Consider the following 15,664-nt stretch of genomic DNA (forward strand, 5'->3'; position numbering starts at 1 on the left):
GTAGTCAAACGTTTGAGATAGGCTTGCTTTAGGCCGCTGAATGGTAAAGAACTGGGTGAAGCACACCGGGCGCAAACCAGATTGTTGCTCCCCCCCCCTGCCTCCCCACTTCGCAACGCTGGGGAGGAGCAACCGGGACAATCGGGTTTGCGCGCAAACACACCTGACATAATCATCGTCCCCAAAAAACAATCTGGTCTATACTCAACAACACTTCTCTTTTATTAGAAATGACGACACATGTATAGCTTGCACCATGTGTTAATATTCGTTTTTTTTTGATTGTTGTTGTTGTTAATATTGTATTATTGATAACCGCGAGTGAAAAGTTAGTCATTTCCTTTTACTTTCTGTTTTGAAGGAGGCGGGGATTTTAATCTTATATACTCTCATAAACCTTTTTTATGAAATTAATTCTATTGAGTATGTTGATATCTCTTGGGCTATCAACAACAAATACCAATTCGATAGCCACAGATAGCAGCGATGAGAATTTATATCTGGATGGGTATAACTCAACTACTTCAGCTGTTTCCATGGAAGAGACAGACCCTTGCTTGTCCGGTTGTATTGAAACAACCGTAAGAACCTACTGTGGAATAATTATAAAGTTTCAGGCGTGTCCGTGTCCATGGTTCCCTCCTTTTCAAATCCAACGGGCCAGGCTTATTAGGCAAGCATGTGGCGTCGGTGGTGTAGATCCGTAAGAAATTAGTTTAAGCAAATAAATGACCTGATAATTTTGTTTACGTGGGGAAGTAGCGCTTTCGCTACTTCCCCACGCTATTTTATTTCAACTATTATGACTAGATGGATTTCCTTAGCTATCACCTGTGTATTCGGAAACGTTTGCTACGCGCAGTTGACTAAAACAGTGGACTATGCTCTAATTTATGACCTTTCATATATAAGGGATACCTCTGCAAATGAGTACCACAGTGGTTACGAGTGCATTGCCATGCGGGTAGGTGACGAAGGGCGCTTTCAGGATTTCAATGAATACTTCAACGATTCTATATTAATTTCATTTGGAGAGCGATACCCGGGTTTAAATACCGCATCGCTTCCAAAGGAACAACTTGACGCAGTACTGGAAGAAATCGATGCGACGATGGCAAAATGGCAAAAACCAAGCACTGATAAATATAGAATAGTAAAAGATTTCAGCAGTAATCGTTCTAAATTGGTATCAATCTACAGCATGACTCCTCAGCACCTTGAGCAACCATTAGCTCAAGACTGGCAGCTCACCACTATTCAAGATACCATTGCTGGAATGCGTTGTTATCAAGCAACAACATGCTACGGTGGCCGGAATTACGTGGCTTGGTACAATCCTGATATTCCGATTTCCGATGGGCCTTACGTTTTCGCGGGCTTGCCCGGTTTAATCGTAAAAATAAGCGACGATAAAAATTGGTACAGCTTCACGCTAAAGCGATTGAATTTGAAGCCGCATGAGCGATTTTGGAATGAATACCTTATACTTCCCGCCAGTACGCCCGTCAGTCGGGAAATATTTGTTCGAACCATGAAAGAACGAAAAGAGAATCCTAAAATGATGGGCCTGATTGGAAAGGAGCCGGAAGAAGTTCGTCTCCAAAGGAAAAAAGGATTTAATAAACGCTTCGATCTGCTGCTGGAACAAAATCATTAGTAATTGCTAAACCACCTCGTTCTTTTACTGATTTGCCTTTTGCCCTGCTTCATGAGTAATCTTCAGGCGCAAGAAAAACAACTGTCGGGCACGGTAACCGACGAAAACAGCCAACCGCTTCCCGGGGCAAATTTCCTGGCTAAAGACGCACCGGAAGGCAACATCCTGAAATTCGCCATCACCGACGGAAAAGGCCACTACCAATTGAGCCTTCCACCCGGTAAGGATTCGCTATGGATCGAAGTAACCCACCTCACCCAAAACCCCCAGGGGCGCTGGCTCGCCAACGAAACGCGGGAACTCGACTGGCAACTTCAGCCCCGCACCTACGAACTCCCCGTCATGGAAGTCACTCAGGAAGCAGTGACCCGGCGTGGTGATACGCTAATCTTTGACGTAGCACAGCTGCGGGAAAAGAGTGACCAGAACATCGAGCAGTTGCTAAGGCGCATTCCCGGCATCACCGTTAGCCCCGACGGGCAAATCAGCTATCAGGACCTGCCGATTTCCAAGTTCTATATCGAAGGACTGGACCTCCTTGAAGGACGCTACGCCATCGCCACCCGCAACCTGAATGTAGATGCAATTCGCGATGTCGAAATCCTGGAACGGCACCAGCCCATTCGCGCGCTAGACTCCATCATCGTACCGCCGAACGCAGCGATCAATCTCCGCCTGAAATCCGGCATCTCTTTTGCGGGAACGGTGGAGGGTGGTCTCGGGCTTTCTCCCGCCCTCTACGATGTTCAAGGCACAGGCTTCGGCTTCACCCGCAAGCAGCAATTCAACGCGCTCGGTTCGGTCAACAATGTCGGAAAGCAGCGGGCCAGTGATTATCAAGATTTTTACCAAGGTACGGACTTCACTCGCCCGTTACTTTCCCCCACGCTCGCCACCGCTCCTTTCGGCCTGCCGACCGAAGCTTACCTCGACAACCAAGAATACACCGGCAGCCTCAGCTTTCTACGGAAGATCAGTAAACGGCAACAACTCAAATTAAGCAGCCTCGTCGTTGCTGACGCAGTACACTACCAGGGGCGAAACAACTCCATCTTTCGTGACGGTAACAACGCAGTGACGTTCAACGAGCGCCTGTCAGCCGAGCAGCGGATTAACCGTTTCAATACTCGCCTGCTCTACGAAATCAACCGGAAACGTTTTTACCTCAACAGTACAATAGAGGTAGATGTCGACAAAGACGAGACGCACGCAGACAACGTTGTAAACGAAGCCCCTGTACCAGAGCGGTTCGGGCGGGAAGTGCTGTCCGTAGACGGAGATTTTCAGGCAATCGTACGCCACAAACAAAAAGCATTCCAACTCTCAGGAACACTCGACTACCGGGAGCGGGACGTGGTGCTGTCCGTTACCCCCTTACAAGTTTCGGTTCCGGATTTCCCGCTGCTCTTGCTGGATTCCGTCGCGCAATCAGCACGGCTCTCTTCTCTGAACGGAGATGTGTACACCAGTATGGCAAGCAAAAAGGGGTACTGGCGAATTAGCAGGCGCATTGGTCTGGGGTTTGAACGCGAGACCATGAGTTCTACCCTGCAGGAAAGACAAGGCGGAACGGAACTACTGCCCGCCGACCTCTTTCAGAACGCTACCCGCCAAAGCATTGTCCGGCCCTATCTTTTCCAGGAACTAAAGCGGGAAACCGACCGGCATTACTGGGTAATCAAATTACCGCTTTCTTTCGACCTGTTCACTTACGAAGATCAACTTCGGCCAACGACCGGAACCCTGCGGCAAAACATATTTATAGCAAAACCCGATCTGGGCTACAGTTACCGTTTTCCGAAGGGGCAGTTTTTGTCGTTCGGGTACGGCTTTGCGCTGGACTACGCCCGCGAGAAACAACTGTTTCAGGGTTACATCCTGCGCCGTAACCGTTTCTTCGACCGTACGTCAACTGATGTCAATCGTTCCCGGGAGCACAATTTCAGCGCCAGCCTGAGGGGAAACAACCCGACCCTGACTTTTCGCTACCAAACCTCTTTGAGCGCCAACCTTGCAACCATTGACCTACTTGCAGAAACGAGCTTCGATGCTGCTGGCGAAAGCCAAACCCTCGTGCAAAAACGGAACACCAGAAGGCGCTACACCTGGGATGGTAAGCTGATATGGATCGCTGGTTCTGATACCGAATTACGGTTGACTACGGATTACACCAGGGCGAACTACCCCGTTTTACTCAACGACCGGGTAAGCCGTCAGTTTTACGATCAGGGCAGCCTGAAAGTGGAAGTAGAACAGGTCTTCTCCAACGCGGTTTTCAGAGCATCCCCCGGGGTGATTCGTACTTTCAACGATTTGGTTAATCTGGTGCAGTGGCAGGAAAAACTGGAGGTCAGCTACTATCAGGAATTACCCCGTGATTGGGGCGCTGCCCGGCTACAGTACACTTACCAGGGTTTTCGCAACGATGCTCGGGTGACAACTACAAACCTGCTTGGCCTGAGTTACGAGCGCAAGGTGTTTAATGACAATTGGGAATTGCGCCTCATGGGGCGTAACCTGCTCGGAACAGAAACATACCAGTGGTCAGGTATTGATGTATATACCGTTTCAAGTTCCTCATTTTTGCTCCGCCCCCGACAGTTGTTTGTGAGTCTTAAGCGCTCGATTTAAGCAACAGGAAGGTTTGCTGGAACGCCCGGTTTCGACGATGATGGTTATATAATTAAGCAAAAAACAGTTTTCTAAAGAAGTTCTATCTATTGGTAATAGAACATGGCGCTTGGTGAGTATTCGTTGTCCGTTTTTGTAATGTTGTTTCTGCGCGGCCGCAGGATGCAGGGTTCGCTTTTGAGGTCCGCTCAATGCCACGTCGGTTATTTTGAGCAAACCCCACCTTGCACCTGCGGCCCCGCCCGGAAACTGCTTACCAGAAGAAAGATGTTACTTCTCCAGTTCCGCTACCTTGCCCATCCGCCGGAGCTGGCGTGGGAGTGCGGCGTACTTCGCACCCAGAAATGCGTCGACGAGCGTTTGCGCCAGGGCGATGCCGATGACGCGGCCACCGAGGCAAATCATGTTCATATCGTCGTGTTCCACGCCCTGAGCGGCAGAATAGGCTTCGTTGATCAGGCAGGCGCGGACGTTTTTGATCTTGTTCGCCGCAATGCTCGCTCCCACTCCGGAGCCACAACAAGCGATACCACGGTCCACTTCACCCGCGCCAACGGCGCGCGCCAGGGGGATTACGAAGTCGGGAAAATCGTCTTTGGCGTCGTACTCAAATGCACCAAAGTCCTTTACCGAAAAGCCCTCTTTTTCAAGGTATTCCTGCAATTGACGCTTGAGTTCAATGCCGCCGTGATCTGTTGCAATTCCAATAGTCATTGTAAATTATTTATGGTTTGGGCTAAAATTACTTCACAAGAGCCGTAAACCTTACGAAAGATGAGCACCTTTGATAGATAATAATTAACCGGAACTTCTCCGAATAACTTCTTTACTATGCCCAGCAGTGTAGATTCCCACGTCCTCGTCATCTTCGGTGCCTCCGGAGATTTGGCCCAGCGAAAGCTGATCCCGGCAGTCTTTGACCTCTTTCGTGGCGGCTATTTGCCCGAAAAATTCGCCCTTCTCGGTGCCTCCCGCACGGATTTCACGGATGAGGATTTTCGTAAAAAAGTCGTTTTTGATAATGAGCATTTCGAACAGAAGGATGCTTCCGACGATGATGTGAAGACCTTCTCCGAAAAACTTTTCTACCAGGACCTTGCTTCTTACGACGGAGAAAAGGACATCGAAGCGCTCGCTGCCCGACTGATCAAGCTGGACGAAGAATACGGTGTTGGAAAGAACTATATTTTTTACCTCTCGACGCCACCTAAACTGTACAGCACCATACCCGGAGCACTGGCTAAAGCTGGCCTGAACGAGAGTGAGGAAGGCTGGTCGCGTCTGATTGTGGAAAAACCTTTCGGCTACGACGAAGAGTCGGCAGTAAAATTGAACAAAGACATTCAGTCTTACTTCCGGGAGAATACGATCTACCGGATCGACCATTACCTGGGTAAAGAGACGGTACAAAACCTGCTGGTAACCCGGTTTGCCAACGGCTTCTTTGAGCCGCTCTGGAACCGAAACTATGTACAATCCGTACAAATCACAGCGGCAGAAACCGTTGGGGTGGGTAGCCGTGGCGGCTACTACGACGAGAGCGGCGCTATGCGCGACATGGTGCAGAATCACCTGTTACAGGTACTGGCGCACGTAGCGATGGAGCCACCCATTCGTGCCGATGCACCCAGCATCCGGGACGAAAAACTGAAGCTGTTCAAATCGCTCCGGCCAATCACCAAGAAGGACGTCAAAAACCAGGTCGTCCGCGCGCAGTACACCGAGGGCCGCACCAAGAGCGGCGACGTTGTTTCTTACCGCGACGCCGAAGGCGTGCCGAGCGAAAGTAAGACGGAGACTTACGTTGGGATGAAGTTCTTCATCGACAACTGGCGCTGGGCTGGCGTCCCCTTCTTTGTCCGGACCGGAAAGTGCCTTCCTCTCAAGCTCACCGAGGTCGTGATTACCTTCAAGAACCCGCCCCAGGCGTTGTTCTCTGAGTACGACGATTACGCCATGAGCTGCGACAATCAGCTGATCATCCGTATCCAGCCAGACGAAGGAATGGCCCTCGAATTCGGGATGAAAGTTCCCGGCGAAGGCTTCCGCGTCAAGAATGTAGACATGGATTTCTTCTACCGCGACCTGACCAAAAACGACGTGCCTGCTGCCTACACGCGCCTGTTGCTTGATTGTATGAAAGGAGAGCCTACGCTCTACGCCCGCGGAGACAGTGTCGAGGCCGCATGGGCTTTCATCGATCCTATCCTGAAAGCATGGGAAGCGGACGAGGTACCGCTCTACAGTTACACTGCCGGTTCCTGGGGGCCGCTCCAGGCCGATGCCCTCTGGAAAGGAGAAGGCTCCGGCTGGCGGAACCCTTCCGATTCCCTTACCGAAAAGAAGCACTACACTAAGTTGTAATTCGCCGTCCCGGATAAAAGCAAATCAGCCCGTCAATCATGCGATTGACGGGCTGGTCTGTTTAGAGGAGCGGATTTCCTGAGGAATTGGCTTCAGTTAAGGTGAGACTATTCTTTCTTTCCGTAGACTCCGGTTTCCATTTCGCTCAGGTCTACCATGGCGAAGGGCTCCCAACTGGCTGTTTTGGTGAGTGCTTTCCTGTAGGCAATGTGCTCACGGTGGATGTCGGTGTTCATCTTCTGGCAGGTCTTGATCATCACCTCGTTGTGGCCACGGATGGTCGCCATGTCTACGTATTTGTAGGTTCTCGAGGTGTGTCGGTTGCCGCTTTGGAACATCGCGTCTACCATCAGGGGGTATACGCCCATGCGCTGGTATTCGCTAACGATGCCAAAGGCGATGCCTTTGCAATTGCGTGGTTTCTTCTGGAACTTCAGGCGGTAAAGGAAGCGCGGCAGGCCTTTCCAGTCCAGCTTGCCGTTTACGTCTTTCATGAAGCAGTTGATGTCTGGTATCAGTCCGGCCAGACCAATTGGCCGGTCGTCTTTATTGTAAGCCAGGCAGGTGAGGTGGGGGTCCATGATGGGCTTCATCTCCTTGAACGTAGGAAGCACATCTTCGCCAGACATCGGCTTGAAGTAAGGCCAGTGATTGAAGGCAGCGTTGTAGGCTTCGGCGAAATCGTTGGCGGCTGTTGGCAGGTCGTTCTTATCGATTTGCTTGGTGTATAGCCCGTACTTCTCACGTACCCGGCCGGCGAGGCCGGCCAGTCTGTCTCCCGGAAATTCGGAAACGATGCCGCGCATCGTAAGGCATTGTTCGTGGGGGACGTAATTGCGGTCCTCAAACATCCGCTGGTAATAAGGCGGATTATAGGTTTCCTGGTACAACGGGCGGTACCAGCCTTTGGTGAGCAGACCCCAGAATTTGTCGCGTTCACCGAAATTGATCGGTCCGTCTACGGCTTGCATACCTTCTTCTCTGAGCCATTTTTCTGCAGCATCGAAAAGGAGTTCGGCAACGGTATCGTTTTCTATGCTTTCGAAGAAGCCGAGCCCACCTACGGGCAAATCGAGTTCCTCGTTTCGCTGCCGATCAATAAATGCGGCTACCCGGCCAACGGGGCGTTTGCCTTCTTCCAGCACTACCCACAGTTTGAGGTTGGTGCCATCGTAAGCTTTGTTTTTGTCTGAAAGGATGCTCTCGATATCTCCCTGCAGCGGAAAAACATACTGCTTGTTACCGCGGTAAACTTCTTTGAGGACGGCGTGGAATTGGCCGAAATCCGATGTCTCTTTTAGTTGGTAGCTCTTACTCATTGGGGCAAAGATAACGATGTGCTTTATTGATGCTCTCTCCCAAGGTGCTTTTAACCGGCCCGTGACAGGAGGAAGGGTAAATCAGGCTCGGTTGTTCCGGCTCCGAAGGAGCGCAACCTTACTCCCCCCTCGAAGCGTTAACTACTCGTACAAAAACCACCAATCACATGACGCTAGAAGAGCGCATCACCACCGACATGAAGACGGCCATGAAGGCCAAAGATAAAGTCACCCTGCGGGGCATCAGGGCCGTAAAAAGTGCCATCATGCTCCAGAAAACTGATGGTTCCGGAAAAGAACTGGATGCTGAAGGAGAGATTGCTCTGCTGCAGAAACTGGTAAAGAGCCGCCAGGACAGCCTCGATATCTACATGAAGCAGGACCGCGAAGACCTCGCCGTTACCGAACGCGAAGAAATCGAAGTGATCAGCAAATACCTCCCCGAGCAACTCTCTGAAGACGAGCTGGGCGCGCTCATCGATGGAATCATCGCCAAAACGGGCGCTACCTCTATGCGCGATATGGGCAAAGTGATGGGTATGGCCAATAAAGAAGCCGCCGGCCGGGCCGATGGTAAAACCATCGCCTCGCTTGTAAAGGCCAAACTCGGTTAACATTTGCAATGGGTAGTGCCGTGTCATATGTCTGACGGGCACTGCCCACTGCTATTTTACCAGCGACCCTGCCTGATGCAACAGTGCCAGTTGGCCACCAAAGGCTTTTTTAAGCTCTTCGGGGGTAAATACTTCTTCCGTCGTACCGTACGAAATGAGGCGCTGATTGAGCAGAATAACGTGGTCGAAATATTCGGGTACAGCCTGGAGGTCGTGGTGGACCACCATCAGCGTTTTTCCTTCGGACGAGAGCTTACGCAAAACCGCAATTATTTTCTCTTCGGTCGGGATGTCGACCCCGACGAAAGGCTCATCCAACAACAAAATATCGGCCTGCTGGGCCAGGGCGCGGGCCAGGAATGTCCGTTGTTGCTGCCCGCCGGAGAGCTCCCCGATCTGCCGGGTCTGAAGGTCCGCAATGCCCAACTCGTTCAGGGCTTCGTCGGCAATCCGGTGGTCGTCTTTGTTCAGCCGTTGAAAAACCCGTTTGTGCGGGTACCTTCCCATCAGTACCACATCCCGGACGGTAGCCGGAAAAGTAAAGTCTATTTCGCTGCGCTGCGGCACATAAACGACTTGTTTGCGTACATCTTTCACTTCCTGCCCCAGCACTTTCACCGTTCCGGTATAGTCCTCGATCAGGCCAAGCATTGCTTTCAGCAATGTCGATTTCCCCGAACCGTTAGGGCCGAGAATACCGTACCGGTGGCCTTCTTCGATCTCCAGGAAAATGTTGGACAATACGCGCTTCCGGTCGTAGGCTACGGACAGGTCTTTCACTGAAATGGCAGACATGGTGGCTGGTGTTTTAAGATGAATGAATTGATGAGGAGGTATTGCCTCTCCGTTGTTCAGGCAACTCCTCTGTTGATCCGGTTGACCATGAAGAAAAAGGCGCCGGCCATGACGGACAGAATAATCACCAACAGGATCGCCTGTTGGTTTCCGCTGGGCCCCATCCCGATGCCGGCGTCTTCGGCCTGGCCCTTCAGAGCAGCAACAATGGTGGAGGTGTTGAAGGTAAGCATACCCAGGTAGGTGCCACCTTCTTTGCCCGGCTCGTCGAGCGAGTCGGCAAGCAGTTCTCCTCCGATGATTACCTTATTGTCAGTAGCAAGCTGGCGGATGAGTTTGGGGTTGATCGTACTTTCTACAAAGATGGCCGGAACGCCGGATTCCCGGATTATTTTAGTTAGTCGGTTCACATCGTCGGTCTGTACCTGGGCGTCGGTGCTGGTCCCCAGGGCCGCTTCTACCCGGATGCCGTAGTGACGACCGTAGTACCGGAATGCGTCGTGGCTGGTGATAAGCACCCTGCGCTGTTCCGGGATCGATTCGATCTGTTCAAAAATCGCTTTGTCCAAATCTTCGAGCTGTTGCAGGTAAATACCGGCGTTAAATTCATAAACCTCCTTATTGGCGGGGTCGAGCCTACTGAGTGCGTCCCGGATATTACGAACATAAATCATTCCGTTGCGGGCGGTCATCCAGGCGTGAGGGTCACTCGAGTTGGCGTATTGATCGCTTGAGATGGCCCCGATACCGGCGGTTATGGTTACCGTTTCGGCGACAGTCCCACTGTTCTCGATAAGTTCGTTCACCCAACCTTCAAACGTAAGGCCGTTGACGAGTACAAGGTCAGCGCGGGACACCAGCTGAACGTTGCTCGGTGTCGGTTCGTAAATATGCGGATCACCTCCGATGGGAACGATTGACTCAACGTCCACCAGATCTCCTGAAATAACCCGCGTCATATCGGCAAAAATAGAAGCGGACGTAACGACAAGAAACCTCCTTTCCGTGTCCTGGGCGCGGCCGCAGGTGCACAGGGAAGTTATGAGAAGCAAAGTAAGTAGTAAGCGCATGCTTAAGAATACACTTTTTTTATTGTTAGGTTTATCTAACTTTCGTGAAATTGGCTAATCCGACAGCAATTAGAGTTCCTGCCCTCCTTCTGATGCTGAGTCTCCCGGCGATCTGCCGACCATACTGATCTGTTGCAGACACTCAAGAGAACTGATGTAATGGCCGAGACCACACTACTGGACATTTTCAGGTGCCCTCTCCGCTGAGCCTTAGGCGAAGCTTGCCGGAGAGTGCAGAGGGTGAGGTTGGAAATTAAAAATGTCCATTAGTGTGGGCCGAGACAAAAAAGATCGCTGCTACGGCGGAGTGAATTCCTGTGCCTCACCGAAGAGGCCTTACCTTTATGGCGCTTTGCCGCCCCACAAAAACCAACCCAAATGAAGTTATTTATCACATTCTTCACCGGAATTTGCCTGTTGTGGGTTTTGGTCGGGTGTACCGAATCCATCGAAGATTTCTCGAGGGTGGATGAAACCCGCTACGATGCAGCCTACGCGGTTCCTCTTATCGACAGCGAAGTAACACTGAATGAACTGATCGGAGACGTAAGCGAAGAAATATCCCTGACCGTAGATCCCGATGGTCTTCTCCGCTTTCGCTACTCGGGCGAAGTTCCGGCGGTTGGCAGCGATATCGTCTTTGCGCGCCTGGAGTCCATCGCTCAGGGAGTGTTCGTTCCCATTACCCGCTCACCGCAGGCCGCCCCCTTCGGTGGCGGGGCAGATATCGACATCGACGAAGTACGCATCAAAGGAGGCTTACTCAACTACAGCCTGCCTAATGGCTACGACCGGCCGGTAACGGTTACCCTGAGCATCCCCGATGCCCGCCTGGATGGCGTTCCTTTTTCCGTTTCCGCTGATCTGCCAGCCTACTCCGGTGAGGGTACTCCTCCTACTTTTCAAAACCGGGATACTCCCGTAAACCTGTCCGGTTACGTCCTCACCATTCCCAACGACTCCCTTTACTTCGAGTACAGTATTGTGGGGGAGAACGGTGAAGACCTCGCCCCCAGCGCACAAACGGTGGTATCCTTCACCAATCTGCGCTTCAGTTATGTTGAGGGATACCTCGGGCAGGAGCTCTACCCGGGCCTGCGGGATACTGTAGAAGTCGATTTTTTTGACCGCTACCTCGAAGGAGAAGTCTTCTTCGAAGACCCGACGATCACGATGACCCTCACGAATACTTTTGGGCTGCCGGCACTCGCTCAGGTCAGTGTCCTCAATGTTGTTGATGTGAATGGCAACGTGATTCCGATTACGGGAACCGCCGTAGAAGAAGGCTTCTACTTCAACTTTCCCACAATTCCCGGAGACACAGCCATCACAACTTTCGTTTTCGATAATTCAAACTCAAACATCTCCGAGGTGCTGAGTGCACGCCCGGTAGCCCTCGATTATGAGGTCAATGCTCTGATAAATCCCGACGGGGATACGGACATCATCGGGTTCCTGACCGATACTGCCGCTTATTCAGCACGGGTAGACGTAGAACTGCCGCTTTACGGACAGGCAAGTGGCTTCGTACTGCGCGATACCTTCCCCATCGACCTCATGGACCGCTTCGGTGAGGTGGTTGGAGTAGACTTCCGGCTTACCACCCGCAACGGAATTCCCCTGAGCGTTAGCGTAGAAGGTACGTTCCTGGACGAGAACGATAATGCACTGGCTGACCTGACCGACGGCCGCATCCAACTTCTCGACGCTGCTCCGATCGGTGCCGCAGGCAACGTACTCAACGGGGGAGAACCACTGATCAACGATGTAACCTTCGAAGACGACCGGCTGGACGCCATTCGTTCTGCCGACCGGCTGGTTGTTGCGCTGAACTTCTCTACTACCGGGCAGGGCGACGTCTCCGTACGGGTAACCAACGAGCAAAAACTCCAGGTGCTACTGGGGGCCATTGTCCGGGTAGAAAACCGCTGATTCGCTCCAAGGGGAGATAATCATAGGCCCGGGGTGCTTCCATGCTCCGCAGTTTTTTAAATGCCAACCGCTAAATGTCAATAACTTTGCCCTGCTCCTTTAACATCCACCGCACCTGCGTCCTCGCCCTGATGCTCTTTTGCGGAACACTCAGCGCCCAGGACCTGACCGTTCCGCTGTTCTCCGACAGCTGGCAGGCCACGTTCAGTAACCCCGCCCTGTACGGGCAGGCGAAAGGACGGCTTACCGTAGGTTTGCCCGGCGTGAGCAACGACCTGTACGCCGAAAACGTGACGTACAACGAACTGCTGGAAACCGAAGACGGAACGCGGGTACTTGATCTCAATCAGCTCCCCGGCCTGCTCGGGCAACGTAACGAACTACGCGACGACTTCAGCCTCGAAACCCTTGGTGTGGGCCTGAGGGGAGACCGCTTCAGCCTGGGACTTTACCACCGCCTGCGCGCCGGTGGCCAGGCCGATTACCCCAAAACCCTGGCTCAACTGGTCGTTCAGGGCAATGCTCAGTTCATTGGCCAAACCGTGGAAATCGCTCCGCTGATCGCGGGGAGCAGCTACCATGAAGTTGGTTTGGGAGGAAGTATGGCGGTTACCGAAAATATCCACTTCGGTGCCCGGATCAAATACCTGAGCGGAATCGCCGACGCCCGTACCGGCACTTCCGGATCACTGCTCCTGACCACCGGAGAAGAAAACTACGCCCTTACTCTGGAGCAGGACCTTACCCTGAATACTGCCGGGACCGTAGATTACAACGGACTGGATGATGTAGGCATCAACTACGATTTCAACCGGATAAAAACCGATAACATCTTCAGCGAAAACAACGGTGTTGCGTTCGATCTGGGCCTGTTCGCCTCCTTCGGGAAAGTGCGTTTGCAAGCGGCCGCCAACGACCTGGGGGGCAAAATCAACTGGACGAACGACGTAACCAGTTTCCGCCTCGCAGGAACAGATGAATTCAGCGGGCTGGATATCCTTGCTCAGGTTCTCGAAGATTCCCTCTCCTTCGTCGATGCGTTGGACAGCCTGCAGTTGACTTTCGAACCCACCGAGGACAATTCTCCGTACGACAGCAAACTGTCGGCCACCTACCTCGTGGGGGGAGAGTATGACTTCACGGACCGGCTGACCGGCGGTTTACTGTTGGTACATTATCGCCGTCCGCTGAACAGCGAAACCGCTTTTGCGCTCAGCGCCCGTTACCGTATCGTCGATGAACTTACGGTAGGCCTCAACTATAATGCACGCAAAGATGCCACGGCCAACTTCGGTGCCCACGTATACGCTCACCTCGGTCCTGTTAATCTCATTGCGAGTACGGACAATCTGTTGACGGTTTTCCGTCAAAAAGACAGTTCCCGGGCCGGGCTCCGGCTAGGCGCTTCGCTTAGTATTGGCGTAGAAAAGGAAGAGAAAGTGCCGGAAACGGTGAATTAATAGTCTTAGCCTCCCAGCTCCCGTCGGTTCAGTTCTTTCACGGCATGGTCTACCGCCCGGGCGGTCATCGCCATGTAGGTGAGTGAAGGGTTGACGCAGCCGGCGCTGGTCATTGCGGAGCCATCGGTAACGTAGAGATTTTTACAGTTCCAGATCTGATTGTGTTTATTGAGTACTGAGGTTTCAGGGTCCCGGCCCATTCGGGCGGAGCCCATTTCATGAATGCTGAAGCCGGGGTGCGCTTCCTGCTCGTACATACTGACGTTCTTCGCGCCGGCGGCTTCGAGCATTTCGGCGGCGTAGACCTTCATTTCTTTACGCATCAGGCGTTCGTTTTCACCGAAGGCGCAGTCCATCGTCAGGGTAGGGAGGCCGTCTTTATCTACGACGTCGTAGTTGAGGGTGATGCGGTTGTTCTCATTGGGGAGGGATTCACCGAAGGCATTGAAACCTATACTCCAACCACCAGGTTGGGTGAGGGCTGCTTTCAGGTCGGGGCCGGGGGCCACGCTTAGTTCTTTTACCACATGGTGCCAACTGCCACGGTGGCCACCCCCCTGATACCCGAAGCCGCGCAGATAATCGCGCTTGCTGTCTTTACCGAGGTTTACGAAACGGGGGATGTAAAGGCCACTCGGGTTGCGCCCTTTAACGGCTTTGTCTTCGAACCCCTCAATGCTGCCGCGGGCACCGGTGCGGTGGTGGTGGTCCATGATATTGCGGCCCACCATATCGCTGTCGTTACCCAGCCCGTTGGGCTGGGCGTCGGACTTGCTGGCAAGTAATATCGCTGCGGAGTTGAGGGTGGAAGCATTGAGGAATACAACACCACGACTGAAGAACTCAACATCGTCTCCGGTGTCGCTCAGGCGGACCCGGACGCCGGCTGCCTGTTTTTTATCAGCATCGTAGATCACCTCCCGGACAGCGGCGTTGTGGATCAGCGTCATGTTTCCCGTTTCTTCCGCTACGGGGATGGTGCTGGAGACACTGCTGAAATAGCCGCCGAAAGGACAGCCCCTGATGCACCTGTTGCGGTACTGGCACGCGCCGCGGGTACCCAGGTGAACTTTGGGGTCGTAAGCAGTTAGGTGGGCTACCCGCCCAACGGTTACCCGCCGTGCGGGGAATTTTTTGTGTACTGCATCCCGGAACTGTTCTTCCACGCAGTTCATCGGAACCCCGGGCAGAAAAGGGCCGTCGGGCAGGTGAGCGAGGTTTTCTTTCTGCCCGGCTATGCCGACAAAACGGGAGACATAATCGTACCACGGCGCAAGGTCGGCGTAGCGGATGGGCCAGTCGATGCCGACGCCTTCTTTTGCGTTGGCCTCAAAATCGAGGTCGCTGAGGCGGTAGCAATGCCGGCCCCACATAACACTGCGGCCGCCCGTGTGGTAGCCGCGAATCCAGTCGAATTTGCGCTTTTCGGTGTAGGGGTATTCGTCGTCTTTACAGAAATGGTGAACGCTGCTTTGCCGCATGATATAGTCTTTGCGGCTGAGTTTGGGATAGTGCTTCTCGATGGTCTCGCGGGGCAGGCGGTTGTTGTAGGGTAGCTCCCAGGTGTCGAGGTTGGCGGTGGGGTAGTCACCGTGTTTTAGCTCGGGTCCGCGTTCAAGGACGAGGGTCTTTAGGCCTTTGCGGCACAATTCCATGGCGGCCCAGCCGCCGCTTATTCCGGTTCCGACTACAATAGCGTCGTAGGTGTTTTGCTCTTTACCTTTCATCGTGGCAAGGTAAGGATTGGGGCAGAGGAATTTCACCACATGGCAAACCACCATGCGCAACAAAAAAGTCTTCTTAACTGAACTTGCTTTCGGGC

11 protein-coding genes are annotated in these 15,664 nt (G+C 52.8%); 6 read left to right on the top strand and 5 right to left on the bottom strand.

Features of this window, described 5'->3' with window-relative positions:
• Positions 1-802: 802 nt before the first annotated feature.
• The gene (locus FUA23_RS10230) at positions 803-1,657 is read left to right on the top strand and encodes a GLPGLI family protein (RefSeq protein ID WP_147930641.1); all 855 of its coding nucleotides are present in this window, start codon (positions 803-805) and stop codon (positions 1,655-1,657) included.
• A 3-nt stretch (positions 1,658-1,660) separates the two neighbouring features.
• The gene (locus FUA23_RS10235; RefSeq protein ID WP_147930642.1) at positions 1,661-4,288 is read left to right on the top strand and encodes a TonB-dependent receptor; all 2,628 of its coding nucleotides are present in this window, start codon (positions 1,661-1,663) and stop codon (positions 4,286-4,288) included.
• A 270-nt stretch (positions 4,289-4,558) separates the two neighbouring features.
• Here the strand turns inward: FUA23_RS10235 and FUA23_RS10240 are convergent, their stop codons facing one another.
• Positions 4,559-5,002 (bottom strand): RpiB/LacA/LacB family sugar-phosphate isomerase, encoded by a 444-nt coding sequence (locus tag FUA23_RS10240; RefSeq protein WP_147930643.1) that lies wholly within the window; start codon positions 5,000-5,002, stop codon positions 4,559-4,561.
• A 117-nt stretch (positions 5,003-5,119) separates the two neighbouring features.
• On the opposite strand from FUA23_RS10240, the gene zwf reads away from it, so the two are divergent.
• Positions 5,120-6,652, top strand: a complete 1,533-nt coding sequence (gene zwf, locus FUA23_RS10245) for a glucose-6-phosphate dehydrogenase (RefSeq protein ID WP_147930644.1) — start codon at positions 5,120-5,122, stop codon at positions 6,650-6,652.
• Positions 6,653-6,759: 107 nt separating this feature from the next.
• Here the strand turns inward: zwf and FUA23_RS10250 are convergent, their stop codons facing one another.
• Positions 6,760-7,971, bottom strand: a complete 1,212-nt coding sequence (locus FUA23_RS10250) for a hypothetical protein (RefSeq protein ID WP_147930645.1) — start codon at positions 7,969-7,971, stop codon at positions 6,760-6,762.
• A gap of 167 nt (positions 7,972-8,138) precedes the next feature.
• Here FUA23_RS10250 and FUA23_RS10255 point away from each other — a divergent pair, with 167 nt between their 5' ends.
• Complete coding sequence (locus tag FUA23_RS10255) at positions 8,139-8,585, top strand: GatB/YqeY domain-containing protein (RefSeq protein ID WP_147930646.1); 447 nt, start codon at positions 8,139-8,141, stop codon at positions 8,583-8,585.
• A gap of 51 nt (positions 8,586-8,636) precedes the next feature.
• Here FUA23_RS10255 and FUA23_RS10260 read toward each other — a convergent pair whose 3' ends face one another.
• Together FUA23_RS10260 and FUA23_RS10265 are read right to left on the bottom strand one after the other, a co-directional pair.
• Positions 8,637-9,380 (bottom strand): metal ABC transporter ATP-binding protein, encoded by a 744-nt coding sequence (locus FUA23_RS10260; RefSeq protein WP_147930647.1) that lies wholly within the window; start codon positions 9,378-9,380, stop codon positions 8,637-8,639.
• Positions 9,381-9,436: 56 nt separating this feature from the next.
• Positions 9,437-10,450: a metal ABC transporter solute-binding protein, Zn/Mn family gene (locus FUA23_RS10265; protein WP_147930648.1), complete on the bottom strand. Its 1,014-nt coding sequence runs from the start codon at positions 10,448-10,450 to the stop codon at positions 9,437-9,439.
• 378 nt (positions 10,451-10,828) lie between these two features.
• Between FUA23_RS10265 and FUA23_RS10270 the strand changes: the two genes are divergently transcribed.
• On the top strand, positions 10,829-12,382 hold the full coding sequence (locus tag FUA23_RS10270; RefSeq protein ID WP_147930649.1) for a hypothetical protein: 1,554 nt from the start codon (positions 10,829-10,831) through the stop codon (positions 12,380-12,382).
• Positions 12,383-12,456: 74 nt separating this feature from the next.
• Positions 12,457-13,842 (top strand): DUF5723 family protein, encoded by a 1,386-nt coding sequence (locus FUA23_RS10275; protein ID WP_147930650.1) that lies wholly within the window; start codon positions 12,457-12,459, stop codon positions 13,840-13,842.
• Positions 13,843-13,847: 5 nt separating this feature from the next.
• Here the strand turns inward: FUA23_RS10275 and FUA23_RS10280 are convergent, their stop codons facing one another.
• The gene (locus FUA23_RS10280) at positions 13,848-15,569 is read right to left on the bottom strand and encodes a GMC oxidoreductase (protein ID WP_147930651.1); all 1,722 of its coding nucleotides are present in this window, start codon (positions 15,567-15,569) and stop codon (positions 13,848-13,850) included.
• Positions 15,570-15,664 lie beyond the last annotated feature (95 nt).

The sequence above is a fragment of the Neolewinella aurantiaca genome (genome assembly GCF_008014675.1).
Lineage (GTDB): Bacteria > Bacteroidota > Bacteroidia > Chitinophagales > Saprospiraceae > Neolewinella > Neolewinella aurantiaca.

What these genes read in the sequence shown, in the direction of transcription:
- FUA23_RS10275 (WP_147930650.1), top strand. Translation starts at nt 12,457, where the DNA reads ATGTCAATAACTTTGCCCTGCTCCTTTAACATCCACCGCACCTGCGTC.
- FUA23_RS10255 (WP_147930646.1), top strand. Translation starts at nt 8,139, where the DNA reads ATGACGCTAGAAGAGCGCATCACCACCGACATGAAGACGGCCATGAAG.
- FUA23_RS10280 (WP_147930651.1), bottom strand. Translation starts at nt 15,569, where the DNA reads ATGAAAGGTAAAGAGCAAAACACCTACGACGCTATTGTAGTCGGAACC.
- FUA23_RS10240 (WP_147930643.1), bottom strand. Translation starts at nt 5,002, where the DNA reads ATGACTATTGGAATTGCAACAGATCACGGCGGCATTGAACTCAAGCGT.
- FUA23_RS10260 (WP_147930647.1), bottom strand. Translation starts at nt 9,380, where the DNA reads ATGTCTGCCATTTCAGTGAAAGACCTGTCCGTAGCCTACGACCGGAAG.
- FUA23_RS10270 (WP_147930649.1), top strand. Translation starts at nt 10,829, where the DNA reads ATGAAGTTATTTATCACATTCTTCACCGGAATTTGCCTGTTGTGGGTT.
- zwf (WP_147930644.1), top strand. Translation starts at nt 5,120, where the DNA reads ATGCCCAGCAGTGTAGATTCCCACGTCCTCGTCATCTTCGGTGCCTCC.
- FUA23_RS10265 (WP_147930648.1), bottom strand. Translation starts at nt 10,450, where the DNA reads ATGCGCTTACTACTTACTTTGCTTCTCATAACTTCCCTGTGCACCTGC.
- FUA23_RS10250 (WP_147930645.1), bottom strand. Translation starts at nt 7,971, where the DNA reads ATGAGTAAGAGCTACCAACTAAAAGAGACATCGGATTTCGGCCAATTC.
- FUA23_RS10230 (WP_147930641.1), top strand. Translation starts at nt 803, where the DNA reads ATGACTAGATGGATTTCCTTAGCTATCACCTGTGTATTCGGAAACGTT.